We start from the raw sequence: 20,310 nt of genomic DNA on the forward strand, positions 1-20,310 counted from the left end.
AAAACCCCCTACCTTTATATTATTTTTTTAAATTATTTAACATGTCAACTGTCAGTTTCGATAAATCGAACTCTGGTTTCCAACCCCAATCTTTTATTGCATAACTATCATCTATAGAACGTGGCCAGCTGTTTGCAATTTGCTGCCGTGGATCATTAGTGCCGTAAGTTAATGTAAAATCCGGAATATGTTTTCTGATTTCTGCTGCCAAAACTTCGGGGGTAAAACTCACTCCTCCAAAATTATAACTGCTCCTAACCGAAATCTGGTCTGCAGGTGCATCCATCAGTTCAATTGTTCCGCGGATGGCATCGTCCATATACATCATTGGCAATTCTGTTTCTGCGTTTAAAAAACTCTGGTAACTGCCTTTTTTCAATGCATCGTGAAAAATGTGGATCGAATAATCTGTAGTTCCACCGCCTGGTGCGGCTTTCCAGCTAATTAATCCCGGATAACGGATACTGCGCACATCCAATCCATATTTTTGATTATAATATTCGCACCAACGCTCCCCTGCCAATTTACTGATTCCGTAAACTGTATTCGGGTCCATAATGCAATATTGTGAGGTATTATCTTTTGGCGAATTCGGTCCAAATACAGCAATAGAACTTGGCCAATATACTTTGGCTGTTTTATATTCTAATGCCAGATCCAATACGTTCAGCAAACCATTCATGTTTAAATCCCAGGCCAGCTTTGGGTTTTGCTCTCCTGTAGCCGATAATAATGCGGCTAAAAGATATACCTGAGTAGGTTTGTATTTGTGAAAAATACCCTTGATCATTTCTTTATCAAGTACGTTCACAAATTCGAAAGGAGCAGAATTTTTAATGTCGTAATCCGGCCTGCGTATATCGCATGCAACTACATGGTCATCTCCATATATTTTGCGTAACATCGTTACCAATTCGGTACCAATTTGCCCGTTAGAGCCTAAAACCACAATTTTTTCTTGCATATTTTTTATGAGATTGAGCAAAGGTAAAAAAATGAGATAAAACGCACTAAAATATTTATACTTAGTATGTGAAGAGCAGGTTAACTGGATAAATTGATGCCTGGGAATTGCAAACTGTAAACGGTACAGGTTAATTGTTTTAAAATGATTAATTGAGAATTGCTAATGATCAACTGAATGGAGTAACTGCAAACCGGCTTTAAACATTTCGACATTAATTTTATACATTTACTACACGTACCTGCATAACCAAATAACCAATGACTCCCTTTGAGCCTGAAAAATCTTCTGATTTACTGAGCCGCCTTAAAAAGGGCGACAAGCAGGCTTACGAAAAAATATATTTTACCTACAGTAAAGAATTATTATTGGCGGCTTACAAAAAAACAGGCGACAGGGTAATCGCAGAAGAGCTGGTGCAAAATATTTTCATTTCCCTTTGGGAAAAACGGCAGGAAGCACATATCAACAACTTGCAGGCTTATTTATTTGGTGCTTTAAAATTAAGTGTGATCAACCACATCAGAAGTATGGTGATGGAAAATAAATACATGGCGTACCAAACCCTAACCTACTCAGAAAACCACCAGGATACTGCAAACCTTGTAGATCTGCACGATTTATCCTCCATCATCGAAAAAGGCATCAATTCGTTGCCAGAAAAAACACAGGAAGTTTTCAGACTTAGCCGCTACCAACATCAATCCACTAAAGATATTTCTAACGGGTTAAACATTTCCGAAAAAGCGGTCGAATACCACATTACCCGCTCAATTAAGCGGATAAAAGAATATATCAAAAACTTTTATATCTTTTTATAACTGATTATCAGTTAATTACATTTAATTTTCTCTTTTTTGTCGATTAGCTTTAGGGGTTCCCCTCCACAGTGTTACTTGTATTGTATAAAGCCAAATATTCTTTCTTATGAACCAGAAATCATTTTACGATTTACTCAGCCGTTATGAAAATGGAAACTGTACAGAAGCCGAAAAGCACTGGGTAGATAAATGGTATCAGAATTTGAATCATAAAAACTTTAAGGATCTTTCTTCTACAGCACTTGAAGAAATGCAAACGAATGTTTGGCTTAACATCAACAATATTGAACGCAAACCTGCACCAATAGTAAAGGTTAAAAAGCTTTGGCCAAAGTTTGCCATCGCAGCATCTATTATGATTGCCTTTTTTATAGCCGGCTTATATTTAATGCGGTATAACCATGCTGAACAATCTTTTATTGACGAAAACGGCAATTTAGCTTTAGTAAGTAAAACCAACGAAACTGATCGTCCCATCATTATAGCGCTTAGCGATGCAAGTACAGTAACACTTAAACCGCAGGCAAATATTATTTATCCAAAAGTTTTTGCTGCCGATAAAAGAACAGTCTACTTAAAAGGTACAGCCTTTTTTTCGGTTAGCAAAAATCCAAAAAAACCATTTTATGTATACAATCAAAAACTGGTTGTGCGCGTATTGGGTACCAGCTTTTGGGTAAAATCATCTACTGATCAACTACCAGCACAAGTAGCCGTTAGAACAGGAAAAGTTCAGGTGCGGGAAAATGAGAAGAGTTCAATGTTCTCATTAGCCAAAGAAAAACTGGCTAAGCCAATTCTGCTTACACCGAACCAAAAAGGTGTTTTTTCAAACCATCAGTTAAATAAAACACTGGTAAGTAAGCCTATTCCGTTGGCCGAAGCCTATAATGTACCAACAAGTTTAAGCTATAACTTTAAAGAAGAAAGTATTAAGGAAATTTTCAAAACCTTATCAGAAGCTTACGGAATAGAAATAAAATCTGATAACGAGCAAATTGCAACATATACTTTTACCGGAGATTTAAGCAAAAAAGGGCTTTATGAGCAGCTCGACCTAATCTGTGGAACCATATCCAGCAAATATTACATCCAGGGAACCAGTATTGTGGTTTCCAATAAAAACTAACCAAATATAAAAAACAATGAAGCAGAACCACAACACCAACAGCCCGTAACCAGGGCACCATTTTCCATAATATTTTTCTAAAAAACAAAGCCGACAATGTGGGGCATTGCCGGCGAGTTAAATACAAAGAATTGTATTCATGGTATTCCTATGTCCAATAAATCCAATCATTTAATGAACAATAACCAAATTTATGAAAAAAAATCAACTTATTTCGCTGGCGATATATGCAATGAGAGTTTCGATTTACCAAGTACTTGCAATAATAATTTTTACCTGCGGCGCATTTGCCAAAAATGTCGACGCCCAAGATTTTCTGAATAAACCAATCTCGATCAAGGCCGATCAAACAGATATTAAAACCATTATAGAAAAAACCGAACACTTAACCAATGTTAAATTTGTTTATAGTCCACAATTAATAAATTCCGACCGCAAAGTTTCCATTAATGTGGTAAACCAAAAGCTTAAATACTTTCTTGAGAATTCGCTAAAACGTTATGACGTGGGATATAGGATAGTTAAAGACCAGATTCTGCTCTATTCTATTCCCGCTAATAACAATCTCGAATTATTAAAAGCTTTTGAAGGCATTGTAACCGGAAAAGTAACCGATAGCAAAGGAAATGCCATCCCGGGAGTATCAGTTACCGTTAAAGGGAAATCAATCGGAACCACCACCGACGAAAATGGTGCATTTGCCTTAAAAGGCCTTACTGTAGATAGTCGCGTGCTGGTGGTTAGGTACGTAGGTTTCATTTCTAAAGAAGTAAACCTATCGCCCGGCAATGCCGACGAAAATTTAACCATTAGCCTGTCAGAAGATAACCTCCAGTTGGAAAGCGTAATGGTAACCGGTGGTAATCCAAAGAAAAAATTAGAAAGTAGTGTGGCTTTAACTTCAGTAAGCAATAAAGACATTACCAACAGGGCACCCTTAAACAGTACCGATTTATTAAAAGCAATACCAGGCTTAACAGTAGAAAGTACAGGAGGCGATGGACCGGGAAATGTGTGGGTAAGAGGCTTTCCGCAACAGGGCGGTTATATTTTTCTGGGTATCCAGGAAGATGGTTTGCCACTTTTACCAACAGGTTTCAACACCAATCCTTCTGTAGATCAATACTATAAAACAGATTTAACCATTCAGAATATTGAAGCGGTGAGAGGTGGCAATGCTTCCATTATCCAGGCCAATACACCAGGTGCCGTAGTAAACAACATCAGTTACGTTGGTGCCGATAAACAGTATGGTCAGTTTAAATTCACTACAGGCTTTTCGCAGGGTTTATACCGTTTTGATGGAAATACTGGCGGAAAAATAAACGAAAACATCAAATATAACATCGGAGGTTTTTACCGTACTGACAATGGCGTGGTAGATCAGGGCTTTAACCCGGCCAACCAAGGTGGCCAAATTAAAGGTAACATGACTTTTAATTTCAAAAACCATAAAGGCTTTATCAGGGTATATGGCAAATATTTAAATGATAAAGTTCAGTTCTTGCTAACCAGTTATTATCCATACGATGGTACCGGGAAACCAACCACTTATCGCGATTACGATATGGCTTCGCAATCTATCGTGCCATTGCAAACCGAGTGGAGTTATAACGATCCAACAACAGGAAACCATGATTTCAGCTTAACAGATGGTATCCATACCAAATTAGGTTCAGCAGGTTTTCAGTTTAATTATTTAACTGATAGCGGTTGGCAGATTGTAAACAACTTCCGTTACCAAAATACCCATACCAATTCTACATATACAGTTCCTGCCGGAATTGCAGCAAGAACTGCCGCAACACCTTATTATTATCCCGGAGGTGCTGTTGCTCCATTTGTTACTGGCGATTATGTAATTACTTCTTCAGCAAACGGACAAATTAACAGTGATGTACAGATAGTGGATTATTTAGACCTGAAAAAAACCGTCAAAAACCACAGTTTGGGCATTGGTGCAGGTATCCATCAATATAACCGCGACGATTTGCGCTATGCATTCCGCTCATTCTCTGAGTTTAAAGAACATCCAAGCATTTTATTGCAATCGCCTACAGCTGGAGAGAGAACGATTCAGACTAAAAATACTTTTATTGGAGATACCAGAACTTTATCTGCTTATGCATCTGATGAGATTAAAATTTCGGAAAAATGGCGTTTAGATATCGGTGCGAGGATTGACAATCAAAATGTAAAAGGCGACAGACCTTATTATGTATTAAATTCAAATGGAACCATAAATACCACTGCAGCAGCTACCGCAACAATTTTAGGTTACACCCCATACAACGAAACCTTAACAAATTGGGCTGCATCTGTTGGCGCCAATTACAAAATCAATTCCACTTCGAGTATTTTTGCAAGGGCAACAAAAGCATACAACGCACCCAACGTGGGCGATTATAATGCGGCAGCATTTAATCCTGCAAACATTAAAAAACGCCCTGTTTATTTAGGGGAGGTAGGTTTTAAATATGCCAAAAACAACCTGGCTATTTTTGCTTCAGGAAGTTATTCTGCAATTAAAAATGTATCACTCACCATTAATGTACCAACCACGGCAGCAGGTACACAGGCTTTGGTTGCTTTTGGATCAACCCGTACATTTAGTGCAGAGTACGAAGTTTCTTACAAAATTGCCAAACCACTTAGCCTGCGTTTAACAGGAACCTTACAGGATTCTAAATATACCGATTACGAAGCCTCAACTAAAGGAAATGCAGCCGTATTGGCCGAATTTGGTGATCGTACCTATAGTTTTACCGGAAAAAGGACAGAACGTGTTCCGGTTTTAAATACTGAGCTTGGTGCCAATTACGATTACAAAAACTTTAACTTATATATAGCGGCAAACTATGTTGGCAGCCGTTTTACTTCGCCTAGCGATAGTTACAAATTACCTGCTTATGTAGTAATGAAAGCTGGAGCAGGATATAATTTTACTAAAAAAGTTTCAATAAGATTTTGGGCAGACAACTTGTTAAATGCAAAAGTGTTGACAGAAGGCGATGTTCGTGGAGATCAGTTCAGAGATTTCTCGGCCGTAACCCCTGGCACATTAATGATTGGCAGAACATTACTTCAACGTACTTTCTGGGGATCATTGGCTTATTCATTCTAACAAACAAAACCGGAGTTTACGCTCCGGTTTTTTAATTTAAAAATATCATGACAACAAGAAGATCATTTTTACAAAAGCTAAGTGTTGCAAGCGCAGCAGCTTTTTTAAGTCCGGCAGCAATTACAAACGCCTTGGCAGCACCAGCAAAGGTTTCTAAAATCGGTATAGGGTTGTTTACCCTCCGCGAACAGCTAACCGCAGATGTAAAAGCCACAATAGAACAAGTAGCAAAAATAGGTTATAACCAGGTAGAAACCTACTATGGCTACCCTGGCAAATACGAAGTGAAAGGATTTTGGGGCTTGCCAGCAAAAGATTTTAATGCCTTGTTAAAAGCAAATAACCTCAGCTCGCCAAGCGGGCATTATAACGTAACCGAATTTTTATCAACCGGGGATGATAAAGTATTGAAATCACACATCGAAACGGCAGCAACAGTTGGCCAGAAATATTTCGTAATACCCGCATTACCAACTGATATTAGGGCCAATGGCACTTTAGATGATTATAAACGCATGGCATCTAAATTTAACGAAGCAGCTTTACTTTGCGAAAAATCAGGTTTAAAATTAGCCTATCATAACCATAACTTCGAATTTAAAGATCAGGGGGCAGGTGTTACCGGTTACCAGATTCTGCTCTCAGAAACCGATCCCAAAAGAGTGGGTTTTGAATTGGATATTTTTTGGGCAGTAAATGCCGGGTTAGATCCGGTAGAAATGTTCAGGAAAAATCCAGGCCGCTATAAAATGTTCCATATTAAGGATATGGATAAAACAGATAAGGCTGTTTTTGTAGAAGTTGGAGCTGGCAGAATCGACTTTAAGCGCATTTTCGCAGCATCAAAACTTGCCGGTGTAGATTACATTTTTACCGAACAGGATATCATAAAAAAAGAACCTTACGAAAGTATTTCAGAAAGCTATAATTACATCAAAAAAAATCTGCTTTAAGCAGATTTTGCGCATAAAATAATGCCAATTTTAAATTTATTAGTAAATAATAAACTTGCCTGTACTAAATGTACTTTTTACACCAAGTAAATTTATTGTAAAACATGCCTCTAAATGGGTACAGAGCAAGAAAACAACAGTTGTTTAGAATTATTCTATCCGGTAACAATCACATTGCAGACTGATAATTTAACCACAAAAAATTACTCTTTCCATTATATTTTTTCTAATATTACTAATTCAACACATAAGTAACCAATATATAAAATCATAAAAACGATGCACAGAAGAGAAGCACTCAAAAACGTTGCATTTTTGCTGGGAGGAGCAATCTCGGCAAGTACAATGGGCGTTTTGTTTGAAAGTTTTACGCTCCCCGAAAATGAAAAAAACTTCGTTCTATATTCATTAGAAGACGAAAAAATTTTTGCTGAATTCGCTGATATTATTGTACCAACTACCAAATCATCTGCCGGAGCCAAGGCCGCTGGCTTAGGGAAATTTATTCCTATGATGATGAAAGATTGTTATCCCGCTGAAATGCAAACCTCATTTGCAAAGGGACTTAAAGATCTTCAGGCTAAATCAATGAAAGATTTTGGAAAAAGTTATGTCACTTTAACACCAGCCGACCGCAAAAAATTAATGATCGATTTAAGAGCCATTGCGCTTGCACAAAAAGAAAGCAAATCAGAAGAAAATAAAGATTTGTCTTACTTTTTCATAACCGCAAGGGATTTAACCCTGCTCGGTTATTATTCTTCAGAAATTGGTTGTACCAAAGCACGCGAATATGTGCTTATTCCGGGCCGATATGATGGCAATGCACCATTAAAACCAGGTCAAAAATCTTGGGCAACCTAATTTCTAACCACAACTACAAAACATCATGAATTTAAATACAAATTTAAAAGAAGAAAATACTTACGATGCTATTGTTATAGGATCGGGGATTAGTGGCGGCTGGGCTGCAAAAGAACTTACCGAAAAAGGGTTGCGCGTGTTAATGCTCGAAAGAGGAATGAACATCGAACACATTACCGGTTATGAAACAGCAATGAAAAATCCATGGGATTTTAAACATGCAGGCAAACTAACCGAAGAGCAAAAACGTACCCACCCGGTACAAAAAAGAGATTATCCGTACCAGGAAGCAAATGAAAAATGGTGGGTCAATGATTTAGAATGCCCATATACCGAAGATAAACGCTTCGATTGGTACCGGGGTTTCCATGTAGGTGGAAAATCATTAATGTGGGGCCGCCAGAGTTACCGCTTTAGCGATCATAACTTTGAAGACAACAAAAAAGACGGTCATGGAAATGATTGGCCAATTCGCTATGCCGAACTTTCCCCTTGGTACGATTATGCAGAACGGTTTGCGGGCATCAGTGGTTCAAAAGAAAACTGGCCTACATGCCCGGATGGTGAGTTTTTACCCCCAATGGATTTAAATATTGTAGAAAAATCGGTAAAAGCCCGCGTAGAAGAACATTATAAAAAAGAACGCATAATTATGATTGGCCGTGTTGCCAACCTTACAGTACCGCACAAAGGCCGTGGCAATTGCCAGTATAGGAACCTATGCAGCCGCGGTTGTCCGTTTGGGGCTTATTTCAGTACCCAATCCTCTACCCTTCCGGCTGCTATGGCAACAAAAAGGTTAACTGTGAGGCCATACTCTATCGTAAATCATATCATTTACGATAAAGACACTAAAAAAGCAAAAGGTGTAATGGTAATTGATGCAGAAACCAACAAAACGATGGAGTTTTATGCCAAAATTGTTTTCGTAAACGGTTCTACACTGGGTTCTACTTTCGTGTTGTTAAACTCCACTTCTGAAGCTCATCCAAATGGTTTGGGTAATGGAAGCGGTCAGTTAGGTCATAACCTGATGGATCACCATTTCCGTTGCGGAGCAAATGGAGAAGCAGAAGGTTTTGATGATAAATACACCTACGGCCGCCGTGCAAACGGAATCTATGTACCTAGGTATCAAAATATTGGCAACGATAAGCGTGATTACTTACGTGGTTTTGGTTACCAGGGCGGAGCAAGCAGAAGCAACTGGCAAAGTGATGTCGCAGAGCTGTCATTCGGTGCGGATCTGAAACAAAAAATGACCACACCAGGTAAATGGACAATGGGATTGGGTGGTTTTGGAGAAATGTTACCTTACTACGAAAACAGGGTTTACATTGATAAAACCAAAAAAGATAAATGGGGACAGCCGGTATTGGCAATTGATTGCGAATACAAAGAGAACGAGAAAAAAATGCGTTTGGATATGATGAACGATGCAGCTGAAATGTTAGAAAAAGCAGGCATGAAAAACATCAAAACATTCGATAACGGCTGTTATCCGGGCATGGCCATCCATGAACAAGGTACCGCCAGAATGGGTAACGATCCAAAAACTTCGGTATTGAACAAATTTAACCAGATGCATGAGGTAAATAATGTTTTCGTAACCGACGGATCATGTATGCCATCAATCGCCTGCCAAAATCCATCATTAACATTTATGGCTTTAACTGCACGCGCTTGTGATTATGCAGTAAAAGAATTAAAGAAAAAGAACATATAGAAAGGTTTCAGGTAAAAGGCTTAAGGTGTAGGGGTTTAAACTCCTTACACCCTAAGCCTTTAACTTAAAATAGACGACATAAAAAACCTCTGGAAGAGGTAAGTGACATAAGGTCTTATGGTATAGAAACATTAGCCTGAGCATTAAGCCTTATCTCATAAGTATTTATATAAGAATAAACATCTAGACAGGTTAAAGGCACAGGTTTTTAAGGAAGTGGGGAAATATCCTTCGCCTTAAACCTCAAACCCCTCACCTTTATAAACATGAAAAGAAAATTAAGAATGGGCATGATAGGCGGTGGAAAAGACGCTTTTATCGGTGCCGTACACCGTTTGGCTGCCAATATGGATGGCCTGATCGAATTAACTGCCGGAGCTTTAAGTGTAAATCCTGAAATTGGATATGAATCTGGAAAAATACTTTTTCTACCAGATAACAGGATTTATACCAATTACGAAGAAATGCTGACCAAAGAAAGTGAACTGCCAGCAGATGAAAGAATTGATTTTGTAACTATTGTTACCCCAAATTTTGCCCACTTTGCCCCTGCTATGATGGCTTTGGATAAAGGTTTTAATGTGGTAATTGAAAAACCAATGACCTTAACCTTAGAAGAAGCAAAACAGCTAAAAGCTAAAGTAGAAGAAACTGGTTTAACATTATGCTTAACCCACACCTATTCGGGCTACCCAATGGTTAAACAGGCCAAACAAATGGTGAGCGAGGGTGCTCTAGGTGCAATCAGAAAAATTATAGTAGAATATCCTCAAGGCTGGTTAAGCACACTTTCAGAACGCGAAGGAAATGCACAGGCCGCATGGCGCACCGATCCGTCAAAAACCGGTAAAAGTGGTAGTATGGGCGATATTGGTACCCATGCCGCACATTTGGCCGAATACATATCTGGCTTAAAAATTGCAAAAATTTGTGCCGATTTAAGTATTGTTGTGCCAGGCAGGGCAATTGATGATGATGGTAACGTACTGTTAAAATTCGATAACGGATCAAACGGTGTACTAATTGCTTCGCAAATTGCTGCAGGCGAAGAAAATGCACTAAAAATTAAAGTTTATGGCGAAAAAGGTGGCATGGAATGGCACCAAATGGAACCAAATACCTTAATTGTAAAATGGTTAAATGCACCAGCCCAGATTTACAGAACAGGTAATGGTTACATGGGCAGCTTTGCTCAGCACAATACCCGCACCCCAGGCGGGCACCCTGAAGGTTATTTAGAGGCATTTGCGAATATTTATAAAAACTTTGCCCTAACCGTAAATGCGAAACTAAATAATGAACAGCCAACCGCAGAAATGTTAGATTTCCCAAGCTGTGACGATGGTATTAGAGGTATGGCTTTTATCGAAAATGTAGTAGCCTCAAGCCAGTCAGATCAGAAATGGTTAGATTATAAATTATAACAATCCAGCATGACAACTATAAAAGGACCAGCAGTATTTTTAGCACAATTTATAAGCGACGAAGCTCCGTTTAATTCTTTAGATAACATTTGCCAGTGGGCCGCCGGATTAGGTTTTAAAGGCATACAGATGCCCACCCTGGACACAAGATTTATCGATCTCCAAAAAGCAGCTGAGAGTAAAACTTATGCAGATGAACTGAAAGGCAAAATTGCATCCTACGGTTTAGAAATTACCGAATTATCTACCCACTTACAAGGACAATTGGTTGCAGTACACCCGTCCTACGATGATCTTTTTGATGCTTTTGCACCAAAAGAAGTACACAAAAACCCAAAAGCAAGAACAGAATGGGCAGTACAACAAATGAAATATGCAGCAAAAGCCTCTCAAAACTTAGGCTTAAACGCTCATGCTACTTTTAGTGGTTCATTGTTATGGCAGTATTTCCATCCATGGCCACAACGCCCGGCAGGGTTGGTAGAGGAGGGTTTTGCAGAATTGGCAAAACGCTGGACTCCAATTTTAAACGAATTTGACCAATGTGGCGTTGATGTTTGCTACGAAATACACCCGGGAGAAGATTTATTTGATGGCGAAACTTACGAAATGTTCCTTGCTGCCGTAAATAATCATCCTCGGGCATGCTTATTGTATGATCCATCTCACTTTGTGTTGCAACAATTGGATTACATTCAATACATCGACTTCTACCACGAACGCATAAAAGCATTCCACGTAAAAGACGCAGAATTTAATCCTACAGGCAAACAAGGCACTTTTGGTGGATACCAAAGCTGGGCAAACCGAGCCGGACGTTACCGTTCGCCAGGCGATGGCCAGGTTGATTTTAAAACCATTTTTAGTAAATTGGCCCAATATGACTTTAAAGGTTGGGCAGTAATGGAATGGGAATGCTGTATTAAAAACCAGGAAGACGGTGCCCGTGAAGGTGCTGAATTTATTAAAAAGAATATCATTAACGTAACCGATAAAGCATTTGATGATTTTGCTGCATCGGGAAGTGATAGCGCTTTCAATAAAAAAATATTAGGATTATAAGGTTAAAAAACACAAAACACACCCAGGATGAAAACCTGCATAAGCATTAACAAATAAAACAAAAACCGCTTATGCAAGCTTGAATCTTATTAAAACAATACACACATATGAAAAAAACATTTTTAGTTCTAGGCGCTGTAGTCATTTTTATGGCGTCTTTTTCAAAAGCGGACTTATCGAAAGAGAAAACTGTGGTTGCAACAGCAACAATGACAAATCATGCTGCTTTTCAGTCAAATCCAGGCGAAAAATTGATCAATAAAAACGATTGTTTAGGTTGCCACAACAAAACCAATAAAATTATCGGTCCTGCTTACGTAGAAATTGCAAAAAAATATCCGGCTACCGAGAAAAACATCAATATGTTAGCCGATAAAATTATTAAAGGTGGTACAGGCGTTTGGGGTAATTTACCAATGACAGCCCATGCCAGCCTTAAAAAAGACGATGCAAAATTAATGGTGAAGTACATTTTATCCCTAAAAAAATAATTTAACCAAATTAGCAAATCGATTTACTAGTATGAAAACAGAGCAAGAAAATAAAAACACGAGTAACCGCCGTGATTTTATTAAAACTTCGGCAATCGCTGCCGCAGCATTTATGATCGTACCCCGCCACGTTTTGGGCGGGCCGGGTTATTTAGCACCTAGCGACCGTTTATTAGTTGCCGGAATCGGCGTTGGCGGAAAAGGCGAAAGCGACCTCAGTATGTTCAGCAAAAGCGGAAAGGCAGATATTGCTTTTTTATGTGATGTTGACGACCGCCGCGCAGCCAATAGTGTTAAAGCTTTCCCTAAAGCAAAATACTATAAAGATTGGCGCGAAATGTTAGATAAAGAACATAAAAATTTTGATGCTGTTTCTGTTTCCACTCCAGATCATAACCATGCCATTCAAGCTTTGGCGGCTATGCAGTTGGGCAAGCACGTTTACGTTCAAAAGCCTTTAACGCATGATATTTATGAAGCACGTATTTTAACCGCTGCTGCAAAAAAATATAAGGTAGTTACTCAAATGGGTAATCAGGGCGCATCAAATGATGGTCCGCGCCAAATGAAAGAATGGTATGAAGCAGGTTTAATTGGCGATGTACATACGGTATATGCGTGGACAAACCGCCCGGTTTGGCCTCAGGGTATTCCATGGCCAAACAAAAAGGCCGAAATTCCGAAAGAATTAGATTGGAATTTATGGTTAGGCACAGCTCCTGAAAAAGATTTCGTTGATAAATTAGTTCCATTTAACTGGCGTGGCTGGTGGGATTACGGAACTGGTGCCCTTGGCGATATGGGCTGTCACCTGATTGAAGCTCCATTTAGTGTATTAAATTTAAAATACGCCAAAGAAGTTGAAGCAAGTGTTGGTTCTGTTTATGTAGATGAATTTAAACGCGGTTATTTCCCTGAAAGTTGCCCTCCATCAAGTCATGTTACCTTAAAGTTTCCTAAAACAAATAAAACCAAAGGTGATGTAACTTTACATTGGATGGATGGTGGTATCCAGCCAGAACGCCCTGAAGAACTAGAAGCAAACGAAACTTTTGGTGATGGTGGCAACGGTACCCTATTTGTTGGTACAAAAGGCAAAATGATGTCGGAAACTTATAGTGCAAATCCAAAATTATTGCCTTTAAGCAGAAATAAAGACATTAAAGTTGCCCAAAAGTATGCACGTGTACCTGATGGTGCAAACGGACACTACAAACAATGGGTAGAAGCAGCAATTGCCGGTTATGGTAAACAAGAAGTAAGTTCGCCTTTCGAAATTGCTGGTCCGCTTACAGAAGCTTTATTAATGGCCAATCTTGCAATCAGAAGCTTTGATATCCAAAAAACTGTAGGTGATAAAGTTACTTACCCAGGCAGGTATACCAAAATGCTTTGGGATAATGACAATATGAAAGTAACCAATTTCGAAGAAGCCAACCAATTTGTAAAACGCGAGTACCGCAAAGGCTGGAACAATTTAACACTTTAATAAAACCACAAACCTCGCAGGTTTTTAAACGACGAAGTCCTCAATGAGGCCTTTAAAAACAATAAAAACCCCGAATTAAACTTGCGAGGTTTAAACTTAAAAAAATGAAAAAAATCTTTCTTTCTGCCTGTATCTTACTTGCAGTAACACAAATATCTAAAGCGCAAAAAGGCTTTAAACCATTGTTCGACGGTAAAACAACAACCGGTTGGCATACTTATAACAAAACTACCGTTGGTAGCGGCTGGCAAGTACAGGATGGTGCTTTACACCTGGATTTAGCTAAAAAAGGCGCCGATGGCGGTGGCGATTTAGTGACCAATAAAGAATACGGAGATTTCCATTTAAAATATGATTGGAAAGTAGCACCAAAAGCAAATAGTGGATTGATTTTTTATGTTCACGAAGAACCTAAATATGGCGCAACTTACTCTACAGGCTTAGAAATGCAGGTTATTGATAACTATGGTCACCCGGATGGAAAAATAACCAAACACCGTGCAGGCGATTTATACGACCTGGTAAAAAGCTCGTCAGAACCAGTTAAACCAGTTGGTGAATGGAATAAAGCAGAAATTATTAGCAAAAAAGGCAAATTAACTTTAATTTTAAACGGAGTTGAAGTTGTAAAAACTACGCTTTGGGATGATAACTGGAAAAAAATTGTAGCAGGAAGCAAATTTGCAACCTGGGAAAATTGGGGCACCTTTAAAACCGGTAAAATTGCTTTACAAGATCACGGAGATGAAGTTTGGTACAAAAACATCTCAATAAAAGAACTATAATCAAGGTTTAAGGCGTAAGGCTGAAGGTTTCTTTTCCTTCGCTTAACCATAAATTTGAGTTAGAAAGCGGGAAAGCATAAAGCTTACCCGCTTTCGTATTAAACCTTACAGCATAAACCATTAACCTAATACCATAATATAACCTTATATAAACCAAATGAATAGCACTACTCGCTTTAAACTCTCTGCCATGATGTTTCTGGAATTTTTTATCTGGGGCGCATGGTTTGTAACTTTAGGCGCTTTTTTGAGCAATAACCTAAAAGCAACCAATTCAGAAATTGGCTCCGTATTTTCAACCCAATCATGGGGTGCAATTATTGCCCCTTTTATAATCGGCTTAATTGCCGACAGGTATTTTAACGCCGAAAGAATTTTAGGAGTATTACACATTATTGGTGCTATTTTAATGTATCAGATGTATAATGCACCAGATGTAAGTGTTTTTTATCCATACGTATTAGGATACATGATTTTGTTTATGCCAACCCTTGCTTTAGTGAATTCAGTTTCTTTTAACCAAATGAAAGATGCCGAAAAAGAATTTGCAAACATCAGGGTATTTGGTACCATTGGTTGGATCATTGCTGGTTTATTAATCAGTTTTGCATTCCACTGGGATTCACCTGAAGGAATTCAGGCAGGAATGTTAAAAAGTACTTTCCTAATGGCCGGAATTGCTTCCCTGGCATTGGGCTTATTTAGCTTTACCTTACCTGCAACTCCTCCAAAAGTTGCTAAAGACGAAAAAATAAAATTAAGAGACATTTTAGGCTTAGATGCCTTAAAACTATTAAAAGATAAAAACTTTGCTGTTTTCTTCATCTCATCCATCTTAATTTGCATCCCTTTAGCCTTTTATTATCAAAATGCTGGCCTTTTCTTGGCAGATATCAAGGTTTCCAATCCTACAGGCAAAATGGCCATAGGCCAGGTTTCAGAAGCATTGTTTTTACTTGCCATACCTGTATTCTTTTCTAAATACGGCTTTAAAAAAACCATTATAGTTGGTATGTTGGCATGGGCTGTACGTTATGTACTTTTTGCTTATGGTAATGCCGGTAACCTTAGTTTTATGTTAATTATCGGTATTGCACTTCATGGTGTTTGTTACGATTTCTTCTTTGTTTCCGGTCAGATTTATACCAACTCAAAAGCAGGAGAAAAAATTAAAAGTGCAGCACAAGGAATCATTACCCTTGCAACTTATGGTGTGGGTATGCTTATCGGCTTTAAAGTGGCGGGATTAATTACAGATATGTACAAAACTGGCGAGGTAACCGACTGGAAAATGGTTTGGATTATTCCGGCAGGAATTGCAGCCGCAGTATTCTTGTTATTTGCGTTATTATTTAACGATAAAACCAAGTCAGAAATAGCACCTAAAGCAGTTTAAAATGGCCTCGAACGTAAATAGAAGAAACGCACTCAAAAACATCATTGCAGGAACCGCTGCAATTGGTGTTTCTTCAGGTCTTTCAGCATTAGCAATGGATAAACCAGAATCAGATCAGCCGTTAAGGCTAAAAGGAACGATTAACCATGCGGTTTGCCGCTGGTGCTTTAGCAGTTTTGATGTAGAAGCACTTTGTGTTGAAGCCAAAAAAATCGGTATTAAAGGTATTGATCTCGTTGGTCCGAAAGATTGGCCTACGTTAAAAAATCATGGTTTGGAATCTACCATGTGCAATGGTGCCGAAATTAATTTAACTGATGGTTTTAACGACGAAAAATTTCATGATAAGTTAATCCAAAATTATACCGCAATGATTCCGCTTGTTGCAGCAGCAGGATACAAAAACCTGATATGCTTTAGCGGAAGCCGCCGTGGTAAAGATGATGAAACAGGCTGGAACAACTGCGTTAAAGGCTTAAAACAATTAATGCCACTGGCAGAAAAGCACAATGTAGTGCTGGTAATGGAGCTTTTGAACAGTAAAGTTAACCATAAAGATTACCAATGCGACAGAACCTCGTGGGGGGCTGAACTTTGCAAACGTTTAGGATCAGAAAATTTTAAATTGTTGTATGATATCTATCATATGCAAATTGATGAAGGAGATGTAATCAGAAACATCAGGGATTACCATCAATACATTGCTCATTATCATACCGCAGGTGTTCCTGGAAGAAACGAGATTGATGATACGCAGGAATTATATTATCCTGCAATAATGAAAGCCATTGCCGAAACCGGCTTTAAAGGTTTTGTTGCACAAGAATTTATACCTAAAAATGCGGATAAAATTGCTTCGTTAAAAAAGGCAGTTGCAATCTGCGACATCTAAAATAGATACCTATGTTATCAAGAAGAAGTTTTCTACTAAACAGTAGTATGGCTGCCGCTGCAGCACTATTGGTGCCATCATTTGCTTGCCTGGCTGCCGATAAAAAATCAGTTGGTTTGCAATTATATTCTTTAAGAGAAGAGTTGCCAAAAGATGTTAAAGGAACAATTGCCAAAGTAGCAAAAGCAGGCTTTGCAGAAGTTGAAACCTATGGTTTTTCGATTAAAGATCAATTTTGGGGCCTAACCCCTGCTGAGTTTAAAAAACTGCTTGATGAAAACGGATTAAAAGCACCAAGCGGCCATTATGGTTTAGGCAGCTATTTAACCGATGGCAATACCGAAGAATTAAAAGCTGCTATTGCCGCTGCAAAGGTATTGGGAAGTGAATATGTTACCATACCCTGGTTAGATGAAAGCATTAGAAAAACTGCCGACGACTATAAAAAACTTGCTGTAAAAATTAACGCAGCGGGTAAACTGGCAAAAGGAGCAGGTATCAGATTGGCTTACCACAACCACAATTTCGAATTTGAAAAACAGGGAGATACAACTGGATATGAGATTTTGCTAAAAGAAACGGATAAAAATCTTGTTGATTTTGAACTTGATTTATATTGGGTAGTGAGATCTGGAAACGATCCGATAAAATTATTTAAAGAAAATCCAGGTCGTTTTACCATGTGGCACGTTAAAGATATGGATAAAACAAACCCTGCCTTAAATGCTGAAGTTGGAACAGGATCAATCAATTTTAAACCAATTTTTGCAGAGGCCAAACTTTCGGGCATGAAACATTTCTTTGTAGAGCACGAAACCAATTATAAGCCAAATCCAATGGAATCTGTTGCAGCAAGCTGCGCATACATTAAAAAAGAAATTATTTAAATGATGAATTCAAGAAGAACATTCTTAAAACAGGCAGGTTTAGCTGCGGGTGCCGCATTGCTAATCCCATCATTTGCTTTTGATAAAGCGACTAAAAACGTTGGCCTGCAATTGTATAGCCTACGTGATGAATTACCAAAAGATGTAAAAGGTGTGATCGAAAAAGTAGCGCAGGCCGGGTATAAAGAAGTAGAAACCTATGGTTTTTCAAATGGTAAATTCTGGGGCCTAACGCCAAAAGAATTTAAGGCTTTATTAGATGCAAACGGCTTAAAAGCACCAAGTGGCCATTACCACATGGATGATTTTGTAAAAACAGGTAAAACAGAAAGGCTGAAAGCTGATATAGAATCTTCAGCAGCAATTGGCGGTAAATATTTTACCATCGCAGGCGCATCTGTTGATACAAGCAAGGGTGCAGACGGTTTTAAAAAAACCGCAAACGACTTTAATAAAGTTGCCGAAATTGCAAAAGCAAGTGGTTTAAAATTTGCCTATCACAACCACGATTTCGAATTTAAAAAATTAGGGGATACAACTGGTTATGATGTGTATTTAACCGAAACAGACAAAAATCTGGTAAATTTTGAATTAGATTTATATTGGGCTGTCCGTTCAGGTAACGATCCGCTGGCATTATTTAAAAAATATCCTGGCCGTTTCCCAATGTGGCATGTTAAAGATATGGACAAAACCAAACCAGAATGGAATACTGAAGTAGGCAAAGGTTCTATCGATTTCAAAGCGATTTTTGCCCAGGCAAAACTTTCGGGTATGCAACATTTCTTTGTAGAACACGAAACCAACTATCAGCCAAATCCAATCGGTTCTATTAAAACGAGCTGCGATTATATCAAAGCCAACTTAATTTAAATTGAATATACCTCGCAGGTTCTAAATCTGCGGGGTTCACATTCAAAATGTAATGCTGATTTATTTTCCTGGTAGAAAAGTATTTCAACTCCCTCCTCGCTACCAAATATTTAGCAACTTTCTTGTGGTACAGATCCTGAAATAAATTCAGGCTCGCCTTACCAGCTGCAGCGTTTCTAAAACGCTAGCTTACCATTCACTTTCTGATTAATACATTTTAGTTACAGCTAAATCGAATTAATGCATAATTCTTACACCTTATTTTCTATCGAAAAACTAACATTTGAAATATAAAAAGCAAATTTAATTGGCAACAATGGGGATATAAGCTTAATTTTTAGCATATTTGGACTTATATCAAATGTTTAATAAAATATAATTAAAATTTAAAATGAAAGTAGCAGTAGTAGGTGCCACCGGATTGGTAGGCACTGTAATGTTAAAAGTATTGGAGGAAAGAAATTTCCCTTTAACAGAGTTAATTCCCGTAGCATCAGAAAAGAGCGTTGGTAAGGAAATTACTTTTAAGGGTAAGAAGTTCCCAATCGTTAGCATGGATACTGCGATCAGCATGAAACCAGATATCGCTCTTTTTTCTGCAGGTGGAAATACTTCATTGGAGCATGCTCCACGTTTTAAAGAAGCTGGAACAACGGTAATTGATAATTCTTCTGCATGGAGAATGGACCCTGCAATTAAATTAATTGTACCTGAAGTAAATGCACACGAACTTTCTATTGATAATAAAATTATTGCCAACCCAAACTGTTCTACCATACAAATGGTGGTGGTTTTAAAGCCTTTGCACGATAAATACAAAATTAAACGTGTAATTGTTTCTACTTACCAATCGGTTACCGGTACAGGTGTTAAAGCGGTTGAGCAGTTAATGAATGAGCGTAAAGGCATTGATGGTCCTAAGGCTTATCCTTACGAAATCGACTTAAATGTTCTTCCTCATATCGATGTTTTCATGGATAATGGATACACGAAAGAAGAAATGAAAATGGTTAAGGAAACGAACAAAATCATGAGCGACGATAACATCAGAGTTACCGCTACTACTGTTCGTATCCCGGTAATGGGTGGCCACTCCGAATCAGTAAACATCGAGTTTGAAAATGATTTCGATTTAGCTGAAGTACGTAGTATTTTAGAAAAATCGCCAGGTATCATAGTTGTTGATGATGTTGCCAACTTAAAATACCCAATGCCGAAAGATGCACATGAGAAAGATGAAGTTTTTGTAGGCCGTATCCGTAGAGATGAATCGGCCCCTAAAGCATTAAACCTTTGGATTGTTGCTGATAACTTGCGTAAAGGAGCAGCAACCAACGCAGTTCAGATTGCCGAATACCTGGTTCAAAAAGAATTGGTTTAAATCAATAATTCAAAAAAAGTCCCCTGATAATACATCTGGGGACTTTTTT

At 38.3% G+C, this 20,310-nt stretch carries 17 protein-coding genes; 16 read left to right on the top strand and 1 reads right to left on the bottom strand.

Going from position 1 to position 20,310, the window contains the following annotated elements:
* Positions 1 to 19 precede the first annotated feature (19 nt).
* On the bottom strand, positions 20 to 964 hold the full coding sequence (locus ASE74_RS18915) for an NAD-dependent epimerase/dehydratase family protein (RefSeq protein ID WP_055912425.1): 945 nt from the start codon (positions 962 to 964) through the stop codon (positions 20 to 22).
* 260 nt (positions 965 to 1,224) lie between these two features.
* Between ASE74_RS18915 and ASE74_RS18920 the strand changes: the two genes are divergently transcribed.
* The 16 genes from ASE74_RS18920 (at position 1,225) to ASE74_RS18995 (ending at position 20,261) form a co-directional block, all read left to right on the top strand.
* Positions 1,225 to 1,785, top strand: coding sequence for an RNA polymerase sigma factor (locus tag ASE74_RS18920; protein ID WP_055912428.1), 561 nt, complete (start codon positions 1,225 to 1,227; stop codon positions 1,783 to 1,785).
* Positions 1,786 to 1,891: 106 nt separating this feature from the next.
* Entirely contained in the window at positions 1,892 to 2,914 is a 1,023-nt protein-coding gene (locus ASE74_RS18925; protein WP_055912430.1) for a FecR family protein, read from the top strand.
* Positions 2,915 to 3,107: 193 nt separating this feature from the next.
* A complete protein-coding gene (locus ASE74_RS18930; RefSeq protein WP_055912433.1) occupies positions 3,108 to 6,038 on the top strand; it encodes a TonB-dependent receptor in 2,931 nt (976 codons plus the stop codon).
* Positions 6,039 to 6,085: 47 nt separating this feature from the next.
* Positions 6,086 to 6,991 carry a sugar phosphate isomerase/epimerase gene (locus ASE74_RS18935; RefSeq protein WP_055912435.1) on the top strand — a complete coding sequence of 302 codons (906 nt, stop codon included), beginning with the start codon at positions 6,086 to 6,088 and terminating at the stop codon, positions 6,989 to 6,991.
* A gap of 279 nt (positions 6,992 to 7,270) precedes the next feature.
* Positions 7,271 to 7,855: a gluconate 2-dehydrogenase subunit 3 family protein gene (locus ASE74_RS18940; protein WP_055912437.1), complete on the top strand. Its 585-nt coding sequence runs from the start codon at positions 7,271 to 7,273 to the stop codon at positions 7,853 to 7,855.
* A gap of 25 nt (positions 7,856 to 7,880) precedes the next feature.
* The gene (locus ASE74_RS18945; RefSeq protein ID WP_200912328.1) at positions 7,881 to 9,581 is read left to right on the top strand and encodes a GMC oxidoreductase; all 1,701 of its coding nucleotides are present in this window, start codon (positions 7,881 to 7,883) and stop codon (positions 9,579 to 9,581) included.
* Between the two features lie 266 nt (positions 9,582 to 9,847).
* On the top strand, positions 9,848 to 11,005 hold the full coding sequence (locus ASE74_RS18950; RefSeq protein ID WP_055912441.1) for a Gfo/Idh/MocA family protein: 1,158 nt from the start codon (positions 9,848 to 9,850) through the stop codon (positions 11,003 to 11,005).
* Between the two features lie 9 nt (positions 11,006 to 11,014).
* Positions 11,015 to 12,067 carry a sugar phosphate isomerase/epimerase gene (locus ASE74_RS18955; RefSeq protein ID WP_055912443.1) on the top strand — a complete coding sequence of 351 codons (1,053 nt, stop codon included), beginning with the start codon at positions 11,015 to 11,017 and terminating at the stop codon, positions 12,065 to 12,067.
* Positions 12,068 to 12,174: 107 nt separating this feature from the next.
* A complete protein-coding gene (locus ASE74_RS18960; protein WP_055912445.1) occupies positions 12,175 to 12,558 on the top strand; it encodes a c-type cytochrome in 384 nt (127 codons plus the stop codon).
* A gap of 31 nt (positions 12,559 to 12,589) precedes the next feature.
* Positions 12,590 to 14,047, top strand: a complete 1,458-nt coding sequence (locus ASE74_RS18965) for a Gfo/Idh/MocA family protein (RefSeq protein WP_055912448.1) — start codon at positions 12,590 to 12,592, stop codon at positions 14,045 to 14,047.
* A 104-nt stretch (positions 14,048 to 14,151) separates the two neighbouring features.
* A complete protein-coding gene (locus ASE74_RS18970; protein ID WP_055912450.1) occupies positions 14,152 to 14,832 on the top strand; it encodes a DUF1080 domain-containing protein in 681 nt (226 codons plus the stop codon).
* A 157-nt stretch (positions 14,833 to 14,989) separates the two neighbouring features.
* The gene (locus tag ASE74_RS18975; protein ID WP_055912452.1) at positions 14,990 to 16,228 is read left to right on the top strand and encodes a nucleoside permease; all 1,239 of its coding nucleotides are present in this window, start codon (positions 14,990 to 14,992) and stop codon (positions 16,226 to 16,228) included.
* 1 nt (position 16,229) lies between these two features.
* The gene (locus ASE74_RS18980; protein WP_055912454.1) at positions 16,230 to 17,120 is read left to right on the top strand and encodes a hydroxypyruvate isomerase family protein; all 891 of its coding nucleotides are present in this window, start codon (positions 16,230 to 16,232) and stop codon (positions 17,118 to 17,120) included.
* Positions 17,121 to 17,131: 11 nt separating this feature from the next.
* The gene (locus tag ASE74_RS18985) at positions 17,132 to 18,007 is read left to right on the top strand and encodes a sugar phosphate isomerase/epimerase (RefSeq protein WP_055912456.1); all 876 of its coding nucleotides are present in this window, start codon (positions 17,132 to 17,134) and stop codon (positions 18,005 to 18,007) included.
* Positions 18,008 to 18,880: a sugar phosphate isomerase/epimerase gene (locus ASE74_RS18990; RefSeq protein WP_235526167.1), complete on the top strand. Its 873-nt coding sequence runs from the start codon at positions 18,008 to 18,010 to the stop codon at positions 18,878 to 18,880.
* Positions 18,881 to 19,271: 391 nt separating this feature from the next.
* The gene (locus ASE74_RS18995) at positions 19,272 to 20,261 is read left to right on the top strand and encodes an aspartate-semialdehyde dehydrogenase (RefSeq protein ID WP_055912460.1); all 990 of its coding nucleotides are present in this window, start codon (positions 19,272 to 19,274) and stop codon (positions 20,259 to 20,261) included.
* Positions 20,262 to 20,310 lie beyond the last annotated feature (49 nt).

This window comes from Pedobacter sp. Leaf216 (assembly GCF_001421515.1).
In the GTDB taxonomy this organism is placed as follows: domain Bacteria; phylum Bacteroidota; class Bacteroidia; order Sphingobacteriales; family Sphingobacteriaceae; genus Pedobacter.

Excerpts from the sequence above, each read along its gene's own strand:
- ASE74_RS18975 (WP_055912452.1), top strand. The coding sequence starts at position 14,990 with ATGAATAGCACTACTCGCTTTAAACTCTCTGCCATGATGTTTCTGGAA.
- ASE74_RS18995 (WP_055912460.1), top strand. The coding sequence starts at position 19,272 with ATGAAAGTAGCAGTAGTAGGTGCCACCGGATTGGTAGGCACTGTAATG.
- ASE74_RS18920 (WP_055912428.1), top strand. The coding sequence starts at position 1,225 with ATGACTCCCTTTGAGCCTGAAAAATCTTCTGATTTACTGAGCCGCCTT.
- ASE74_RS18960 (WP_055912445.1), top strand. The coding sequence starts at position 12,175 with ATGAAAAAAACATTTTTAGTTCTAGGCGCTGTAGTCATTTTTATGGCG.
- ASE74_RS18925 (WP_055912430.1), top strand. The coding sequence starts at position 1,892 with ATGAACCAGAAATCATTTTACGATTTACTCAGCCGTTATGAAAATGGA.
- ASE74_RS18955 (WP_055912443.1), top strand. The coding sequence starts at position 11,015 with ATGACAACTATAAAAGGACCAGCAGTATTTTTAGCACAATTTATAAGC.
- ASE74_RS18935 (WP_055912435.1), top strand. The coding sequence starts at position 6,086 with ATGACAACAAGAAGATCATTTTTACAAAAGCTAAGTGTTGCAAGCGCA.
- ASE74_RS18965 (WP_055912448.1), top strand. The coding sequence starts at position 12,590 with ATGAAAACAGAGCAAGAAAATAAAAACACGAGTAACCGCCGTGATTTT.
- ASE74_RS18980 (WP_055912454.1), top strand. The coding sequence starts at position 16,230 with ATGGCCTCGAACGTAAATAGAAGAAACGCACTCAAAAACATCATTGCA.
- ASE74_RS18950 (WP_055912441.1), top strand. The coding sequence starts at position 9,848 with ATGAAAAGAAAATTAAGAATGGGCATGATAGGCGGTGGAAAAGACGCT.
- ASE74_RS18915 (WP_055912425.1), bottom strand. The coding sequence starts at position 964 with ATGCAAGAAAAAATTGTGGTTTTAGGCTCTAACGGGCAAATTGGTACC.
- ASE74_RS18940 (WP_055912437.1), top strand. The coding sequence starts at position 7,271 with ATGCACAGAAGAGAAGCACTCAAAAACGTTGCATTTTTGCTGGGAGGA.
- ASE74_RS18970 (WP_055912450.1), top strand. The coding sequence starts at position 14,152 with ATGAAAAAAATCTTTCTTTCTGCCTGTATCTTACTTGCAGTAACACAA.
- ASE74_RS18990 (WP_235526167.1), top strand. The coding sequence starts at position 18,008 with ATGATGAATTCAAGAAGAACATTCTTAAAACAGGCAGGTTTAGCTGCG.
- ASE74_RS18945 (WP_200912328.1), top strand. The coding sequence starts at position 7,881 with ATGAATTTAAATACAAATTTAAAAGAAGAAAATACTTACGATGCTATT.
- ASE74_RS18930 (WP_055912433.1), top strand. The coding sequence starts at position 3,108 with ATGAAAAAAAATCAACTTATTTCGCTGGCGATATATGCAATGAGAGTT.
- ASE74_RS18985 (WP_055912456.1), top strand. The coding sequence starts at position 17,132 with ATGTTATCAAGAAGAAGTTTTCTACTAAACAGTAGTATGGCTGCCGCT.